The sequence below is a fragment of the Ectothiorhodospira sp. BSL-9 genome, assembly GCF_001632845.1.
Taxonomy (GTDB): domain Bacteria; phylum Pseudomonadota; class Gammaproteobacteria; order Ectothiorhodospirales; family Ectothiorhodospiraceae; genus Ectothiorhodospira.
In genome coordinates this window covers 1,639,801-1,655,933 of sequence record NZ_CP011994.1, presented here as the reverse complement: position 1 = coordinate 1,655,933, position 16,133 = coordinate 1,639,801, and the positions used below count along the sequence as shown (strand labels likewise).

Below are 16,133 nucleotides of genomic sequence, written 5' to 3'. Positions count from 1 at the left end.
CGCACAGTGTGGTCGCACTACCCGGAGAAAATTCCCCTCATGCTGGAAATCGTTCGCAAGACCGTCAGGCTGATCGACCGCAGAGACCGCAGCAAAGTGGTCATCTTGATGATCCTGATGATCTTCACCGCCTTCATGCAGACGGCGGGGGTCGCGTCTGTCATGCCCTTCCTGGCAGTACTTTCCGACCCTGAGGTCGTACACTCCAACAGTCTCCTCAGCACCCTGTTCGAGTGGTTTGGCTTCGAGTCCACAGACAGATTCCTTTACTTCCTTGGTGTCGCGGCGTTCGTGATTTTCCTGACCGGTACCGCCCTGCAGGCCTTCACCCACTGGGCCATTACCCGCTTCGGGCACATGCAGCAATATGAATTATCCCGGCGACTGATGGGCGACTACCTGCGCCGCCCCTTCATCTTCTTTCTGGGCCGCAACTCGGGAGACCTGGCCAAAACCATCCTGGAAGAAACAACCCACGCCACCAACGGCGCGATCATGCCGCTGATGCGTCTTGTCAGTCAGATCCTGCTGGCCCTTTTCATCATAGCGCTCCTGATCGTGGTGGATCCGGCACTTTCCATAACGGTTGCACTATTGTTAGGCAGTATCTATGGCGGCATCTACCTCCTCGCCCGCACCTGGCTGGGTCGCATCGGAAAAGACCGGGTGGAGGCCAACCGCCAACGTTTTACGGCAGCGGCCGAAGCCTTTGCCGGAGCCAAGGAAATTCGCCTGCTCGGTCGCGAACGCGACTATCTGGAACGCTATCGGCGACCCTCAAAGAGGTATGCCCTCCACCAGGCTAATGCTCTGCTGCTGCAAAGCATGCCGAAATACGCCATTGAGGCGATCGCGTTTGGGGGCGTACTGCTCCTGGTGCTGTTCCTGATGGCCGGAGACGGTGGGCTCGCCCAGGCGCTGCCCCTGATCGGGGTTTACGCCCTCGCCGGTAGACAGTTGATCCCAGCATTTCAGAAGATCTTCTCTACCATGACCACTCTGCGGTTCAGCACCGCCGCCGTTGACAACATCATCAAGGATCTTGGCCGCCACCCCGGCAGCACGCCCCTTCCCAACACGTCGCAAGCAACCATTCCGTTAAAACCCAAAACGGCGATCCGGATGACCGATGTCACCTACCGCTACCCGGAATACGAAAAAATCGCGATCGATGACATGTCACTCCAAATAGGGGCCAATACCACTGTGGGCTTCGTTGGCTCCTCCGGCGCGGGCAAGAGCACGATTGTGGATCTTCTGTTGGGGCTGCTCACACCCGAGCGCGGCGAAATACACATCGACGATACCCGACTCGACTCAAATAACACGCGAAACTGGCAGGCGGCCATCGGCTACGTACCACAGCACATCTTCCTTGCGGATCAATCGGTAGCCGCTAACATCGCATTGGGCTTGCCCGAAGACCAGATCGACCATACCGCAGTGGAAAAGGCCGCACGGCTCGCCAACCTGCATCACTTCGTGACCGAGGAGTTACCGGATCGCTATAACACCCTCATTGGCGAACGGGGCACCCGCCTCTCGGGGGGCCAGCGCCAGCGCATCGGTATCGCCCGCGCTCTTTATCGCGACCCGGCGGTGCTGTTCTTTGATGAAGCCACCAGTGCGCTGGACAACGCCACTGAACATGCAGTGATGGAGGCCATACACAACCTGGCTGGAGAAAAGACGATCATCCTAGTGGCGCACCGACTGTCCACCGTGAAGCCCTGTGATCACATCTACGTGCTCAACCACGGCCGAGTGGTCGCTGCCGGCGACTGGGATCAATTGTCCAGTTCGAGTCAGGATTTCCAAGAGCTCGTCGCGGGTGCAAGCTATTAACCCGGCGACCATTCATGTTCGTCGTGGCTCCGTTAAGTCGCTGATTTTGAAGCAAATAAAAGCAAGATAAAGTGATTTGTTTGATTGCCGGGTTAATAGGTTCCCGGCATCATTCTCAGGGACTCCAAAAGACCCCAAGGAAAACCGAGGAGGTTCATGATCTCTCAATGAGCGGCATGGTGTTGGTACGGCAATGCAATTTGAACATCCCGGCGCCCTACACTCAGGCCTTCTGGAGACATTCGCGCAAGAGCATTTCGATCTGTGTTTGGAGGTTATCCGGCATCATATCCAGCGACTGCACACAGAGCGACTTGATCTTCTCATCCCGGCGGCAGCGTTCCAGGCGCCGCAGGATTTCATCCTCGGTGTGGTGAGCATGGATGTACTCCCAGTCGTTCGGGCCCTTCCTGGCTCGGCCTTGCATCAGACCATAGTTGGCCAGCAACGACGGAACACAAAAGGTATCCCAGTGGCGAAATCGATGGACGATGTTCCGCTCCAGTCGCCCGTCGAGTTCAATCAGCTCACGAGTGAGGCTGCGGACAAATGGATAGGGGGCATGCGCCATGATAAACATCCGCTTTTGGCCAAGGATAGTCTGTTCTTTGCGCACTCCCACGTAGCCATCGCGTTTTGGCGTCCGGGTGAGCCAGCGCAGGAGCTGAACCAGCTTCTTGACCGTGTAGCGTTTCTGGAACCGACCCCGCCAGCGCCCGTGTTCGCCGTCGAAATAATCCTGCTCCCGCGTAGGCCGCAACAAGAACACATCGTCATTGAAATAAAGATAACGCTCGGACAATCCCGGTATTCGGTGAAGCACGGTATCGATGGCCGTCGAATTAAACGTGGGCAGGACGTGCTCATGTCCTGCAAAGATGGTTTTGTGATCCACAAGCACCACATTGTTGCGCTGAGCCTCCTGATCCGTGAGCCAGTCCGGGCGCTGGTCATCGGTCACGAGAAAGATACGCTGGATCCAGGGGGCATTGCGACGAATCAACCGAATGCAGTAATACAGTTCGAACCGGGAGTCCCAGCGGGTGTCCGCCGTGCCGGGCCTGGGCTTAGCTTCGCGCCCCTGCACCTTCGCCAGCCAGCGCACCCGCTTCGCGCGATGCGCCGGATCAGCCCCGTCAACCCAGGTGATGACTGCATCCACCATCACACCGCACCGGGCTGGTTCGGGTCCACGGAGCGCCGTGAATTGCCCCCGGGTTGATCACTCAAGGCCTGCCTGAAGCGTTCGGCCACCGGCCCCCACGTGGATTTCACGAAACCCGGCTGCTGCCCGGCAAAAACCCGATCAAAGAGTTGCCTGGCCGCCTCGGCGTCGAGATCGCCGGCAATCACCCCTGGCCACTGTTCGACGCTGGAACGATGATAGACCGCCTGGGGGCGCACGACGCCGGAGAACGAGGTGAAGCCCAATGCCGCGAGAACCGAGACCCGGTGCTGACCATCATCGACGGCATATCGCCACCCGCCCTGCTCATTCACGAGCACCGCTCCTCTAATCGGAGTTTCCCCTAACCGGGAGGGGTGCGCTGCTACAGTGACTTGATACCCGCGATCTTCTATAGAGTCCACCAGCGTAGCAGTGCGGGTAAACTCCAGCGTAAATTTCTCCTCGGCGACTGGTCCATAGTGATGCCACCCGTGAAGACCATCCAACGCAAAACCTTTGGCGAGCGCATGCATTTTGGCTGTATTTAATCGTCGCAATTTAACCATGCGCCCCCCCCTACCTTGCCAAGGGAACTCAGCTCCCATGGGTTCCAGACGAGAGAGCGGCTCACTCGCCACACCAAACAGGTCCGCAGCGCTTGTCGGCTGTACGGCCTCGAAGTAGGCCGCCAGCGGCGAACGATCCGCAAGGGCTTGAGCCGATGGAGTGGCTCGAATCCAACGCGCAGTCAGGATGTAAGGGTTATCCGACTCCTGGGCTGCCGGGAAGGCCAGCGCATGCAAAGTGCGACACTTGGCCAGCGGAATCTCCACCAGTGCCGTATGGCCATTGGCACGGCGAAGCGCCTCAAAGGGATCGTCAATCAACCCCCGCAAATCACATGGTGGCCCCTCTGCATCACGCCGATACCCCGCTTCCATGGCAATGTCATGAAGCGTGCGTCGCATGGGCCGCCAGATAAAACCCGGGCTGAGGCGTTTTACCACTCGGTAGGCTTTACTCATGGCTGACGGGCTCCCTGGGGAAATAGTCCTTGAGACCAAAGTGGGTGAAGGTGGCCTCGATCTGTTCATCGTTAGCATGCTTGTTGCCATGGATCAACGCCTGCGCCTGACTGCCGGGAATCACGATGGGCATGAAGTTCTGTGCCGCAACCCGTCGTGACTTCACCCCATTGAGCAGGGTCATGGCCTTGAACCAGATGTCGTCGGCTGTGGGGCAGAGTCGGTGCATGAGTTCAGTATCAAAAATCTGAGAGCTGAGAGCACCGGGCGGATACAAGGCGCCAGCACCTCCCGTGGGAAGCAACGCGAAGGACGGATCAGCCCCGCCCTGATCCAGTCTCATGCAATCCCAGTAACGGTGGAAGCCCCCATCCGGACGCCGCCTGATCGTATGGCCACGGTGGCAGATAACCGCTCCCGGCGTATCCAGACCGGCCTGCGTTAGCCGTTGCAGCCAGTCCCGAGGGTAGAGCAGGTCGTCATCGGCGGTAACGATCGTGCGCTCGGGAAAAGTCCGGGCGGCGTAGACCAGTTTCTTGGCTCCGCGCAAATTTTCGGGAACAAACTCGATACGTAGTCCACGGCGCTCCAGGCGCCGAAGTGTCAACGGCAGTTCGGAGTGTTTAACCTCACCCTCATAAAGCCACAGATAGACACAGCCCGGCGGCTCGGATTGCCGAAAAAGGCTCTCGATGGCCAGATGAACCAGTCCCAGTCGGGCCGGAAAAGTGGTGAGACTTACGATCGGCTTGTTCGGTGAATCTCCAAGACCTTGAGTGGACAGCCGGTTCCGGATGCTGAAGTACTGCACCCGCATCGCGGTTTCCGTCGTCCGAACCACACGAGTGGCCGCCGCTTCAACCCGGTCAGGCAATAGACGCCTGACCAGCGCCTTGGCTTGTTTCATCAATGGTCAGCCCTCGGGATTTGATACTTGTGCCGCTCTTTATTCAGGGCGACAAGGATCAGAAATTCGTTAGGAAAACTCGGGCATCGATGGTAGCAGATCATCTATTTCCAGTCGCTGGCACACTTCACGCAGGTCGAAATTGTGGCTGAGGTCCTTACTCAAATCCCGGCGATCGTCCTGCGGGCTTTGGCGCTCGTAGTTCGGGTTACTCACCCTGGTACAATGGCCTTCCTCCACAAGGTCGTGCGACAGAGGTACGACCCGACCACCATGAACCTCATGCCAGGCGAGGATTCCAGCGCCATGGTCGTAATCATACCGGCGCTGAAGCTTCGACCGCAGATGCCCCGGGCAATTGGGATGGCGCCAGATATTGCGCCACCAGCCAGCCCCTTTTTCAAACTGGTCCCGACTCGCACCGGCCGTTGTGCAGCCAGCCAACTCCCAGAATCGGCCGCGCTGCCCATTCCAGCGCTTGTACCAGGGTCGCCGAACGTCAACCGCGGCGGTGGCGCCATCCGGGAGAGTGTCAAAGGTCCTTGCCAGTTGTTGCATCACGGGCTTTCGCACAACCAAATCGGAATGCCAGAAGGCTATCTTGCGCGTGAAAAAATGGGCAAACTCGATTGGAAATAGAAAATGCATGATCGGGTAGTTGAATCGGGCATTGAAATCTATCGCGATTGAGCCGGCCTCCAGCGGTGGGGTACCGGAGCGCGGATCTCCGCCCACAACGGGCGTCCAGCCTACCGTCCGGACCAGTCGTTGCTGGATCCGGCACCAGTCCTCATCGACGTTCCAGCACAGCCAGGGGCGTTCCACATCGGTAAGCGCTGCCTCCCAATCCCGAGCCGCCGCCGCCATTTCCCGCGCCTTGGCCAGGGTAAAAACATCCCAATTCCCTTTTGCCTCACGCAGCAGGTTTCTCGTTTCCTCGGTGTATTCGCTATTTTCCAGATCCATGATTTCCGCCTAGTAGCTGGCTGGCACACCCACGATTGCATTCGTCTGCCTACTCGCGCCCCTTGCCCCAATAATGGACAACTCATGTCAGGGCGTTACCCCACTGCAGGCTGAGAGTACCCTCGAACGCCCCCAACGGCAAACGGATCAATGGCATAGCCGAGGCGCGAGCCTGGTAAATTGCTGAAGGTAACTCGGCGCTCACGAGGCATGCCGGATCTACCGCACTGCCCCCCACCTCAAGAAGGCGCTTGACCGGGTAGGAGGCTACATGGGTATGTCCGAGTGGGTTCAGATAATGCACTTCGGCTTCGGTATTATCCAGCTTGATAGTGTATACGACTTGATGATCGTCTGGATTGATACGAATTTCGATCACGGCCTTGACAGACCTCAGGGTTGGGCGCCGCAATACACGCTGACGACTCAACCTCCCTCCAAGCACTCTCCAGTCGAGTCCGGCCAAAACTCGACCCCACAGGCCTTCCGGACTCACTTGGCATAGCCTGCTCGGGCTCCCACTGAGGAGCAAGATCACAGTACCATCAGCGTTCTGCTCGACCTGCCAGTTGGTGAAGACATCCAGCCCATACAACCTGTCATTGTGGCTAAAGATGGGCGTCCAGCCAGCCAAGGCAGGTGTTTCCTTGATGGCGCACTCAGCAATGCGACAGGGTGGCGGGACCACGACTTGCTCACCCAGCCGAACATGAAAGGGAACGCCGCCCGCGTAGCGAAGTTCCACCTCGGTACGACTGAATCCTTGTGGCGGTTGCCCAGAAGAACTCACCAATGCCGTAAATTCGTCCCGTGTGCACTTTGCGAACTCAGCAGCCGATTGCTGCCCGTTGGCTGGCAGATCGGACAAATGCCGAACAAGCGAAACCGCGCCGGGGCCCGACTGCAGGCAACCTGGCAGTGCTTTCGTTGCTCTCAAATGAGAGGCCCAACTCACGATACCCGCAAACCAGGCATTGTAGACGGACAGGCACATGTAGCCGTCCCAGGAAGTCATGCCCCCACCTAGCCCGGGGTTGAGCCAATACAAGCCATCTTCTCGGCGCTGCGATTTCAGGCGCACCATGATGCCTTCCAGGATTTGCGCCCCGACGGCATCCTCGTCCAGCCCCAAAAGCAACAACGAAGCCACTAGACAGGCATCGCCGAATAAGGCATGTGTGCTACGACCCATCCCCCCTGCATGACCAGCCCCATCCCACGTACGCAAGGACCAGAGCAATAACGTGGTCAGCCGGTCGACAAGTTCAGAATCATCACAGTGCCAGCTCGCCACCGATGCCAGGAACAGAGCCTTGTGGTGGTAAGCCATGGGCGTAGCCGCACTGACAGAGGGATCTCGCGGGAAGTCAATAAAGGCACCGGATGGCGAAGTCCATACGTCCAGCAATTTGAAGAACTCGTCAAGAGACCTTTGGGACCCTGATGTGGACGATGACTCCAAAATTCGACATAGCTGTGCAAGAAGTGCCCAATTATTGGAGGGATAGGATTTCGCCAATGGGCAAGCGTCAATCGCCCGCGATAACCGAACAACGGCTTCTTCAGGGGGGGAGTCAGCCTCAAGCGCTACCGACCGCAGCAACAACAAATTCAGACGATTGAACGGGTGATGCCCCCTGGATGCAGGGTCCAGCTTGAGCCAGTTCTCCAGCACCAGCTTCCAGCGCGGGTCTCCCCTTACACTGAGCGCTAACCCGAGACTTGTATGTGCGTAGTGATTATCAGGCGTCCGACGGTTCAGAACAGGATCCCAAATAGCGCCATCAGGCTTGATGTGGTCACCCAACGCCAGCACCAGAAAATCCAATCCATCCAACGTCATGCGGATATTCACCTAACCATTTATTCACGCTTGATACGGAAGATGGTCGGGACGGAAACGCCCACTCTCCGTTTCATGGCAACCAATACTGCGTTACCATACTTTACCAGCATTACCCCCTCCATGATACATCGTCATTATGGCATGACCGCCATCCACCGGCGTAACATAACGAAAGGAACTGCCCGATGGTTACACCCTTATCCCCCGTACAGGAACAAAAAGAATATTATTTCCCGCAATCAACGCACCCGTACCGTCTTTTGAGAGAGGTCGTGGGCGAACACCTATCTGATGATACAGCGCTGCTCGATATTGGCTGCGGCAGGAAAGCGCCTGTTCTTCGCGAGTTCGCTGGGCAGGGGCGGTCCCTGATAGGGGTAGACCTTGTCGATTTCCCCAATAAAGACAAGCACACCGACATCCTGCTTTACAATGCAAGCGTAGCCAGCATGCCGTTTCTGGATGACGAAAGCATTGATATTGCCTACTCTCGCTCCGTCATGGAGCATGTAGAGGATGTCGAAGGTGCATATCAGGAGCTCTACCGTGTGCTCAAGCCGGGTGGGCAATATATATTCCTGACCCCTAATAAATGGGATTACGTTGCCATCGGCGCTAGATTGATCCCGAATCGATTCCATCCTCGCTTGGTACGACTCACAAGTGGACGTGCAGAGGAGGATGTATTCCCGACCATCTATCGCTCCAACACACACAAGGATATCTCAAGGCTTGCCGCTGCCAATGGATTTCAAATCACCCGCTTTGAGTACCTCACACAATATCCGGCCTACCTGACATTCAATCGACCTCTGTTCTGGCTGGGGTGCCATTACGAGCGTCTATTGGGACGATTCGAGAGCCTGTCGGGTTTGCGAGGCTGGATCTTCTGCATCCTGAAAAAGCCAGAAAACCATCAATGAATCACTGGGTACATGGCGCATGTCAGGACTTGACAACAAAGTCCGGAAAGCGCAACGAGGGGCCGTTATTCGGCCCTTTATCGACTGTTGCCTTTATCGGCACACTACCATCATTTTCATCCAGCTCCCTGCGTAGAATGATGGCCAACGCAATAAGCCCATACGTAAGGTTGAAATACGCCATATCCAGAAAGGTGCCCGCCACAAGGAAGCCAATTATCCCAACCTGAAGCGCCCACGCGGACTCTGATAACCACATCTTCCCTGGCCTTCGTTTAGCTACAACGCGGACCCGGTTCAGTGTCATGATGGTAAAGACCATCAAGAGGATATAGACCGCCAGCCCCCCAAACCCATGCTGGCCAAGCATCTGAAAGTAAATACTATGAGGCGAAAAGGCAATCCCCCATCCACCGTCAAAGTTTGTATACTGAGCATACCAATCATAACCCATCCAGTGTGCTCTGAATCCCATACCGGTTATAGGGCGCTCAACAGCCATATTCCAATAGGCGCCCCATGACTGCACCCGCTGCATTGCTGATGCATCTTGCTCGTATTCAACAATAGTTCGCCACTGATCCACTAATTTGTCAGGTGCCGTAACGCCAACACCCAAGACAAGCAGCAGGGCAGTCGCTACGATTAGCCCCTTACGCTGCATATGAAGGAAAATTAAGGGTGCCACTACTAGAACACCAACGAAAGCGCCTCGCGAATGAGTGGCCAGAATGGCGATTGCAGTGAGCCAGAAAGTCGCATAGAAGCCCCAGGATATGGGCATGTAAAAGCGGACCAAGAAAGGCACACCCAGATCAATCCAGCGATGATAGAAGGCTCTGGCCATGACGAGCATCAGGGGAAGCACCATGAGCATCGCCATCCCAATATAGGTATTTCCCCCCAAAAAAGTGCCTGCGGGTCCAAGCACATGGTATTGGCCGCCTGTCTGGATCGCGAACAGCCCTCCTTTGAATCCATAAAAACCCAGAGAGAGCACTGTAATCACCAGGACCCAGGCGATTTTTACCTGACCGAACAACAACATGGGCGTCACAAAGACCAGCACCAGAATTCTCATGAAGCGATCCCACTGCCCCCAAGCGTCTGGCGAGACCGCAAAAAAGCTGGTCATCGTCACCCAGGCCACCAATAAACCCATCATGACCATTTCGCGCGTCATGGGAGGGAGCCTTTTATCCTTGGCAAAAACAAGCGCGATCAACGTGACTCCACCAATCACAACGGCCATCGGGAAAGTCCGCATAAACCCCCAAGTATGCGCGTGAGGCAACATGAGCCCCACCCAGAACCAGGCCACGACACCAATCCAGGGCCGCCGCATTATTGCCACGACAAGCACCAGAAGGATCGCAAAAAGCAGAAGATCACGCATATATTGCCTTGATATATTCGGGCTACAACATCACTTTTTAGGAAGGATGTAATTAACCTGGGCTTCAAAAACACCAATTTTCAGCAGGAACATCGCATCGGCCTGCTTGAGTGGCGCACCTACCGTATCAATGTTGTTTCCCGTCGCCGCATATCAAGCACACCCATCATGCTTGCCCTCAATTCTGCTTATCCCCCAACACAAACAGGGGCCGTGATCGCATGAACCAGGAAATCCAAAGCCACGGGCGCTGATTGGAAAAGAAACACTGCCATGATCCAAGCACGATGACGGCCAACCAACCCACCTTTATTGCACCCAGGTGGCGATGGGCCCGGATGGAGGCCTGGTTGAACGCGGAGATGCGACTGCAGGAGTGGCGAACCCCTTGGGCGCGTAGCGCTTCCCGAGTCACATCCCACAATCGGGCAAACACGGGAGTGAGGCGATAGGAGTCAACGACGTAGACGTCGAAATCCCAGACAGCACGATCGACCGGGGCCGCCAGGAAACGGCAACGGACTTCGTCCTCCAGGTACTCACCCTGCGTCACCCACAGGAATCCTGCCAGCTGACCCCGACATTCGGCGAGAAAACAGCGCGCACCGCTCTCGAACCGAGCCTGAAGGATAGCCGGGTCGCGGAATGTGGTGGACAGCAACAATGGGTGATCCGGGGCCACTTCGTGCACATCGACGGAAACGCCCCGATTTGACGGCAACAGCGGATCGGGACCAAGCGGCTGGACCATCAGTTCGTACTTGATGAGTTTGACATGGCCTGTCGTGGCTCGCTCGCAAACACGGCTTACCAGGAGCAGCAGCGCGTTCCACCACCCCAGTTCCGCTGCACGTTGTCGAATGCGATCCAGCATTTTGGAATCCGGCATCTCCCTGGATGAATTTTGGCTAGCCGCCGTGCGAGTCACGCTGAGGACTCATTGCCGGTGTCTCTCCCCCACGCTTTTGCTCCACGAAGTCCGTCAGGGTGCCCAGGGTAGCGAATAACTCGGCATCGAGTTCACCATCATCAATGACGATGTCGAAATGATCGCTCAGCGCGGTGATCAACGCAGCGATCGCCATGGAATCGAGCTCCGGTATGCTCCCCAACAGGCGGGAATCCCTGTCCAGACGAAGCGCCCGGCCCCCCGTTCCAAGGGCGTTGTCTATGAGCACTCGCACCTGATCAATCGTGGCTGTCATGAAATGACCTTCTCCATCGATACCGGGGCGGATCGACTCGACCCACCCGAGGCTCGCCGCTGCACCCATTGCAGGGTCCAACGTTCCACTTGTGCCCGCCATTCCTGGCGGGAAAAGGTATGATTGGCAGCCCGCAATTCCTTTACTTCCACTCGGGAGTCGGCCAGCAGCCCATCCCATGCAGGCGCCTGGGCCGCCGTATCCCGAAACTCGGCGGCCGTGAGATCCTCGCCGCTGAGGATCACGAGAATGTCACCCTGGAACCGCCGCCAGCCTTCAGCCATACGGTCCGGCAGGGGCTGGCTTTTGTCCTGTGTGGCAGCGCCAGGGTCGCCCCCGCCCGCGGATTTTCTGCCCAGGGCCCGACGAGCCAGCTGCAGAATGGAATGCAAGGAGGTGATGGGATTCAAGCGGCCTCGCAACAGATCCGCCCACAGGCTGCGGCTGAACAGGCGCTGGAGATAGTAGTGTTTGAGGTAGGCCTTGGCGAGCCCTTCCTCCGTTCTCACCCAGGGATTGAGCAGGATCAGACCCGACACACGGGGATCACGCCATGCGTAGGTCAGACCGCCTGACGCCGCACCGCACAGCCCCCAGATGACCACCCGATCCAATTCCGGGCACTCCGTCAGGAAGGCATCAATGGCAGCCTTGATATCCTCATCCACGTCCTCGAAATCCCGCTGGTCACCGCTGGCATCGCCCATGCCTCGGTAGTCGAAACGCATGGCCGCCACGCCATTTGCTTCGAGGTGACGGGCCAGCAGAACGAATTGGCGATGGCTACCCACGCGATATTGCGGCCCTCCCACAACGATCAACACCCCCTGCCGCAGAGGTTCCACCTCCGGTCGGTGTAACACGCCGAGGAGTTCTTCGCCCTGTACCGGAAAGTTCACCACCTGTTCCATCAGGCGACCTCATCCAGATAGCGCTGCGTCCGATCCAGGAGTGCGGGCACCTCGCAAATATCGTGCGTGGTCCAGAAGGGGTCACCCGGCACGGTGCCGGTTACGACAACAGCGCCCTGCCCGGTCCATTCCGTGAGGCACTTCTGGGAGATGGCGGGCAACTCATCCATGCCGCCCGGTAGTACCTCCAGCCAGATGATGGCACCGCTCTTTGGCGGACTTAGCTGAGCTTCGCCCAAGGACCGGGCCAGGCTGGGGGACAATCGGTAACCTGCGATCTCCAGATCCTCTCCCGCGTCCAGCCGCGCCTTGAGGGCCCCGGTGGTCTCCTTGGTGCCCCCCATCATGCCCGAGGCCATGCGCAGGCGCAGAAACTGGACAAGGAAACGCTCGCCCTGGGTGACCGGCTGCCACAGCAGCGTGGCTTGTGGGCGCAAACTCTCATGTCGCTGCAAGAAATCGGAGATGAGAAGGCACCCGGTGCGCAGCCCCCAAAGCACCAACGGGGCATTCCAGCGCTGACGCAAGACATCCAGGCAACGATCCAGATCATCCAGCCAGATATCCCATGTGGCCTCGCCAAAATCCCCTTCGCTATCGCCAGTGCCAAACGGGTCGGGAATCATCGCGGCATAGCCCGCCGCCGCCAACCGCCGAGCCTGAAGATTGACCATGCGACGGGACTTGTTCATCTCTTCGGCAAAGGGGGGCACAAAGAGCACACACCCACGGGCCGCGCCCTGGGCGGGAGGGTGGACCACGGTGAACAAACGTCCCGCAGTGCCTTGGATGAACGCTGCCTCCATGGAGAATGACCGCTCAGTTGCTCTTGGCCTCGACGAAATCGGCCAGGCTCCCTAGGGTCTCGAAGGTTTCCGCACTCACCTCATCATCGTCAACGATGATGCCGAATTGTTCTTCCAGGGACGTGAGCAGATTCACCACCGCCATGGAGTCCAGTTCAGGCACGCTGCCAAGCAGTGGCGTTGATCGATCGAAACCCTCGGCTCGCCCCCCCAGGTTGAGAACCGAGTCCAGGATCTTTTTGATGGCTGCTTCCGTTGACATGCTGTACACGACCCTCTGTTGTCTTCTTTCGGACTGGCGTCAATCAAGGATTTTTGGGAGGTTGGTCACAAAATCGTATCACGTCCCACCTACGGCAACACCAGCCAAACTGGATGAAATGCCCGACCTGACGAACGGTATCCAGCGATAGTTTACTCAAGATTCCATGCCTCTCTTGGCCGACACCAGAAAGGCGTGGCTCAACAACGCACCCAGCCAGGGCAGATGCTTGAGGATTGCATGGACCGGCTCGGACTCCACCCAGGGCTGAAAGCGACTCAAACGCCCCGGCAGGATGGGAATCCAGTACAACCGAACCTGCTCGGCACCGAGTTTTTCCAGGAGCGCGGCCAGCGCCCAGGGGTCATCGTAACGCAGGTTCAGCGGTCGGCGGCGTAGCCTGGCCATCAGGCGCTTGATCAGGGTGGTGAGACACCCCCGGTTGAGGGCGTCGATCCAGATCTGCCCCCCCGGCCGGGTGGCCGAAACCAGCTCACTCAAGGCCTTTTCGGGACCTGAGAGTGCCTGCATCACGCCAAAGCACATGACCCCATCCATGGTGCCGGGCTTCAGTGGCAGCCGAGTGGCGTCGGCCACCAACCACTGAAGGGTCGCATCACTGCGCAACCGGGCCTTTTGCACCGAGGGGAGGGAATAATCTGCCCCCACCGGCGCTACTCCCTGCTCCAACAGGTAGCGGGTGTAGCTGCCCGCGCCGCAGCCCACATCCAGCCAGTGGGCACCCGCGGTATCGCCCGGCCACATCCGCTGAAAGTGTCTCAAACGGGTTTCCAGGCCGGTGTCGGTCCAGCCGGCAATGCCGGCATCGTCCTCGAAAAGGCGCCCGCGCTCCGTGAAACGTTTACGCCAGACTTCTTCGAATTGGGATCTCATGGCAAGCCAGTTGACCGGGCCGGATGCCCCCAGGGGCATGGATGTTTTATGATGACCCGCTGAATGGATGATTTTTAAGCCACGAAGTATATAACCCAATCCCCACAGGCGAACAGGCATATGTCAGGACTCTGCGGATGGTTCATCACGGATGGCGAGGGGGCCAGCCACACTGGGGGCGCGTGCGCCGATGCATTGCAGGCCATGCCCAGCGCCCAGACAGATGCACAAAACACGCGGGGTGGTGCCTGCACGACGCGGGATGGCTGGGTGGCGGGACAGCCCGGCGGCGTGATCGGGGCCATTGTGGGGCACCCCCAGTGGCATGAAGCTGAACTCGCCGCGCTGGCCCGTGACCACAGCCCGGCGACCGCCCTGCTGGAAGCCTACCAGCGGCACGGATTGGGCACCTTCGAGCACCTGGGTGGAGACTTTTCCGCCTGCGTGCTGGACCCGGACAACCGCCGCCTGATGGTGGGCATCGACCGCATCGGCCAGTTCCCCCTGTTCTTCTCCCGCATTCCGGGCGGTGTGGCCTTCGGCACCTCGGCCGCCAGCGTACTGGCCCATCCGGGGATGGAGCGGCGAGTCACACCCAACGGCCTCTTTCATTATCTCTTCTTCCACATGCTGCCAGCCCCGGTCAGCCTGTATGACGGGCTGGAAAAGCTCCAGGGCGGCCAGTGCCTGATCCTGGAAGGCGAGGGCCCGGCCCGGGTGAAGCCCTACTGGCAGCCGGTGTTCCAGGAACCGGCCGGGGCCGACGGGGCCGCCCTGGGGCAGGAGTTGCGCCAGCGCCTGGAGGCCTCGGTGCAACGCCTGAGCGATGAGCCACAGACCGGGGCATTTCTCAGCGGCGGGCTGGATAGCTCCACGGTGAGCGGCTTCCTGGCCCGGCAGCGCCCCGGCGAGGCCGACACCTTCAGCATCGGCTTCGATGCTCCGGGCTACGATGAGATGGAATACGCCCGAACGGCCTCGCGCCATTTCAACACCCGGGCCCATGAATACTATGTGACCCCCGAGGACGTGGTGGAGGCAGTGCCGCTGATCGCGGCGGCCTACGATGAACCCTTCGGCAACTCCTCGGCCCTGCCCGCCTACTTCTGTGCGCGGATGGCCGCGGATGCCGGCATCAAGCGCATGCTGGCGGGGGATGGCGGCGATGAGCTCTTTGCCGGCAATGCCCGTTACGTGAAGCAGGATGTGTTCGAACTCTGGGGCCGCCTGCCAGGGCCGCTGCGCCGTTCCCTATTGGAGCCCCTGTTCACGAGGCTGCCCCGAGGCGTGCCCCTGCTGGGCAAGGCCCGCAGCTATGTGGAACAGGCCCGCGTCCCGCTGCCCGACCGGCTGCAGACCTACAACCATCTGTACCGCCTGACTCTGGCCGACATGTTCCAGCCGGATTTTTTGGGGCGAGTGGATCAAGATGCCCCCTGGTCACTCCTTAGGGATATCTACCACCGCCCCGCTGAGGCCTCGGCACTGAACCGCATGATGTACCTGGACTGGCAGCAGACCCTGGCGGACAACGATCTGCGCAAGGTGAGTCGTATGTGCCAGTTGGCGGGTGTGGATGTGGTGTATCCGATGCTCGATGACGGCCTGATTGAGTTTTCCTGCCGTGTGCCTTCCCGCATGAAGGCCTCAAAGGGGCGTTTGCGGCACTTTTACAAGGAAGCCATGACGGGCTTCCTGCCCGATGAGATCATCCACAAGAAGAAACACGGGTTTGGTTTGCCGTTCGGGGTGTGGATGCAGGACCATCCCCCGCTCAGGGAGATGGCCTACGATGGCCTGCTGCGCTTCAAGGGGCGGAGGATCATGAAGCCTGCCTTCATTGATGAGCTCATCCAATTGCACCAGCAGCATGCGGCCTATTATGGGGAGATGGTGTGGATCTTGATGATGCTGGATCTGTGGATGGAGTCACATGATGCCAGGGGTCCACACAGCCCCTGAGAAGCGCCATGATGGGT

General features: G+C 58.5%; 15 protein-coding genes. 3 read left to right on the top strand and 12 right to left on the bottom strand.

Annotated features, from left to right (window positions below; all coding sequences use genetic code 11):
- Positions 1–39 precede the first annotated feature (39 nt).
- On the top strand, positions 40–1,845 hold the full coding sequence (locus ECTOBSL9_RS07750; RefSeq protein ID WP_063464581.1) for an ABC transporter ATP-binding protein: 1,806 nt from the start codon (positions 40–42) through the stop codon (positions 1,843–1,845).
- A 223-nt stretch (positions 1,846–2,068) separates the two neighbouring features.
- Here ECTOBSL9_RS07750 and ECTOBSL9_RS07745 read toward each other — a convergent pair whose 3' ends face one another.
- The 5 genes from ECTOBSL9_RS07745 to ECTOBSL9_RS07725 all read right to left on the bottom strand — a co-directional run bounded on the left by ECTOBSL9_RS07745 (position 2,069) and on the right by ECTOBSL9_RS07725 (position 7,754).
- Positions 2,069–3,010, bottom strand: a complete 942-nt coding sequence (locus tag ECTOBSL9_RS07745) for a stealth family protein (protein ID WP_063464580.1) — start codon at positions 3,008–3,010, stop codon at positions 2,069–2,071.
- Positions 3,010–4,038: a hypothetical protein gene (locus tag ECTOBSL9_RS07740; protein WP_156500077.1), complete on the bottom strand. Its 1,029-nt coding sequence runs from the start codon at positions 4,036–4,038 to the stop codon at positions 3,010–3,012. Before ECTOBSL9_RS07740 ends, ECTOBSL9_RS07745 begins: the two co-directional genes overlap by 1 nt.
- Positions 4,031–4,945 (bottom strand): hypothetical protein, encoded by a 915-nt coding sequence (locus tag ECTOBSL9_RS07735; RefSeq protein WP_156500076.1) that lies wholly within the window; start codon positions 4,943–4,945, stop codon positions 4,031–4,033. The genes ECTOBSL9_RS07740 and ECTOBSL9_RS07735 overlap by 8 nt, the downstream gene beginning before the upstream one ends.
- Before the next feature lie 69 nt (positions 4,946–5,014).
- Positions 5,015–5,911 (bottom strand): hypothetical protein, encoded by an 897-nt coding sequence (locus ECTOBSL9_RS07730; RefSeq protein WP_063464577.1) that lies wholly within the window; start codon positions 5,909–5,911, stop codon positions 5,015–5,017.
- Positions 5,912–5,993: 82 nt separating this feature from the next.
- Complete coding sequence (locus tag ECTOBSL9_RS07725) at positions 5,994–7,754, bottom strand: hypothetical protein (protein ID WP_063464576.1); 1,761 nt, start codon at positions 7,752–7,754, stop codon at positions 5,994–5,996.
- Positions 7,755–7,942: 188 nt separating this feature from the next.
- On the opposite strand from ECTOBSL9_RS07725, the gene ECTOBSL9_RS07720 reads away from it, so the two are divergent.
- Positions 7,943–8,680 carry a class I SAM-dependent methyltransferase gene (locus ECTOBSL9_RS07720; protein WP_063464575.1) on the top strand — a complete coding sequence of 246 codons (738 nt, stop codon included), beginning with the start codon at positions 7,943–7,945 and terminating at the stop codon, positions 8,678–8,680.
- 22 nt (positions 8,681–8,702) lie between these two features.
- Here the strand turns inward: ECTOBSL9_RS07720 and ECTOBSL9_RS07715 are convergent, their stop codons facing one another.
- The 7 genes from ECTOBSL9_RS07715 to ECTOBSL9_RS07685 form a co-directional block, all read right to left on the bottom strand.
- The gene (locus ECTOBSL9_RS07715) at positions 8,703–10,076 is read right to left on the bottom strand and encodes a putative O-glycosylation ligase, exosortase A system-associated (protein WP_063464574.1); all 1,374 of its coding nucleotides are present in this window, start codon (positions 10,074–10,076) and stop codon (positions 8,703–8,705) included.
- Positions 10,077–10,254: 178 nt separating this feature from the next.
- A complete protein-coding gene (locus ECTOBSL9_RS07710) occupies positions 10,255–10,950 on the bottom strand; it encodes a GNAT family N-acetyltransferase (RefSeq protein WP_063464573.1) in 696 nt (231 codons plus the stop codon).
- Positions 10,951–10,984: 34 nt separating this feature from the next.
- Positions 10,985–11,281 carry an acyl carrier protein gene (locus tag ECTOBSL9_RS07705; RefSeq protein ID WP_063464572.1) on the bottom strand — a complete coding sequence of 99 codons (297 nt, stop codon included), beginning with the start codon at positions 11,279–11,281 and terminating at the stop codon, positions 10,985–10,987.
- Positions 11,278–12,195, bottom strand: coding sequence for a hydrolase 1, exosortase A system-associated (locus ECTOBSL9_RS07700; protein WP_063464571.1), 918 nt, complete (start codon positions 12,193–12,195; stop codon positions 11,278–11,280). Before ECTOBSL9_RS07700 ends, ECTOBSL9_RS07705 begins: the two co-directional genes overlap by 4 nt.
- The gene (locus tag ECTOBSL9_RS07695; protein WP_063464570.1) at positions 12,192–12,998 is read right to left on the bottom strand and encodes a hydrolase 2, exosortase A system-associated; all 807 of its coding nucleotides are present in this window, start codon (positions 12,996–12,998) and stop codon (positions 12,192–12,194) included. The genes ECTOBSL9_RS07700 and ECTOBSL9_RS07695 overlap by 4 nt, the downstream gene beginning before the upstream one ends.
- A 13-nt stretch (positions 12,999–13,011) precedes the next feature.
- Positions 13,012–13,260: an acyl carrier protein gene (locus ECTOBSL9_RS07690; RefSeq protein WP_063466082.1), complete on the bottom strand. Its 249-nt coding sequence runs from the start codon at positions 13,258–13,260 to the stop codon at positions 13,012–13,014.
- 156 nt (positions 13,261–13,416) lie between these two features.
- Positions 13,417–14,154 (bottom strand): class I SAM-dependent methyltransferase, encoded by a 738-nt coding sequence (locus ECTOBSL9_RS07685; RefSeq protein ID WP_063466081.1) that lies wholly within the window; start codon positions 14,152–14,154, stop codon positions 13,417–13,419.
- A gap of 120 nt (positions 14,155–14,274) precedes the next feature.
- Here ECTOBSL9_RS07685 and ECTOBSL9_RS07680 point away from each other — a divergent pair, with 120 nt between their 5' ends.
- Positions 14,275–16,116: an asparagine synthetase B gene (locus ECTOBSL9_RS07680; RefSeq protein WP_063464569.1), complete on the top strand. Its 1,842-nt coding sequence runs from the start codon at positions 14,275–14,277 to the stop codon at positions 16,114–16,116.
- The last annotated feature ends 17 nt before the right edge of the window (positions 16,117–16,133 follow it).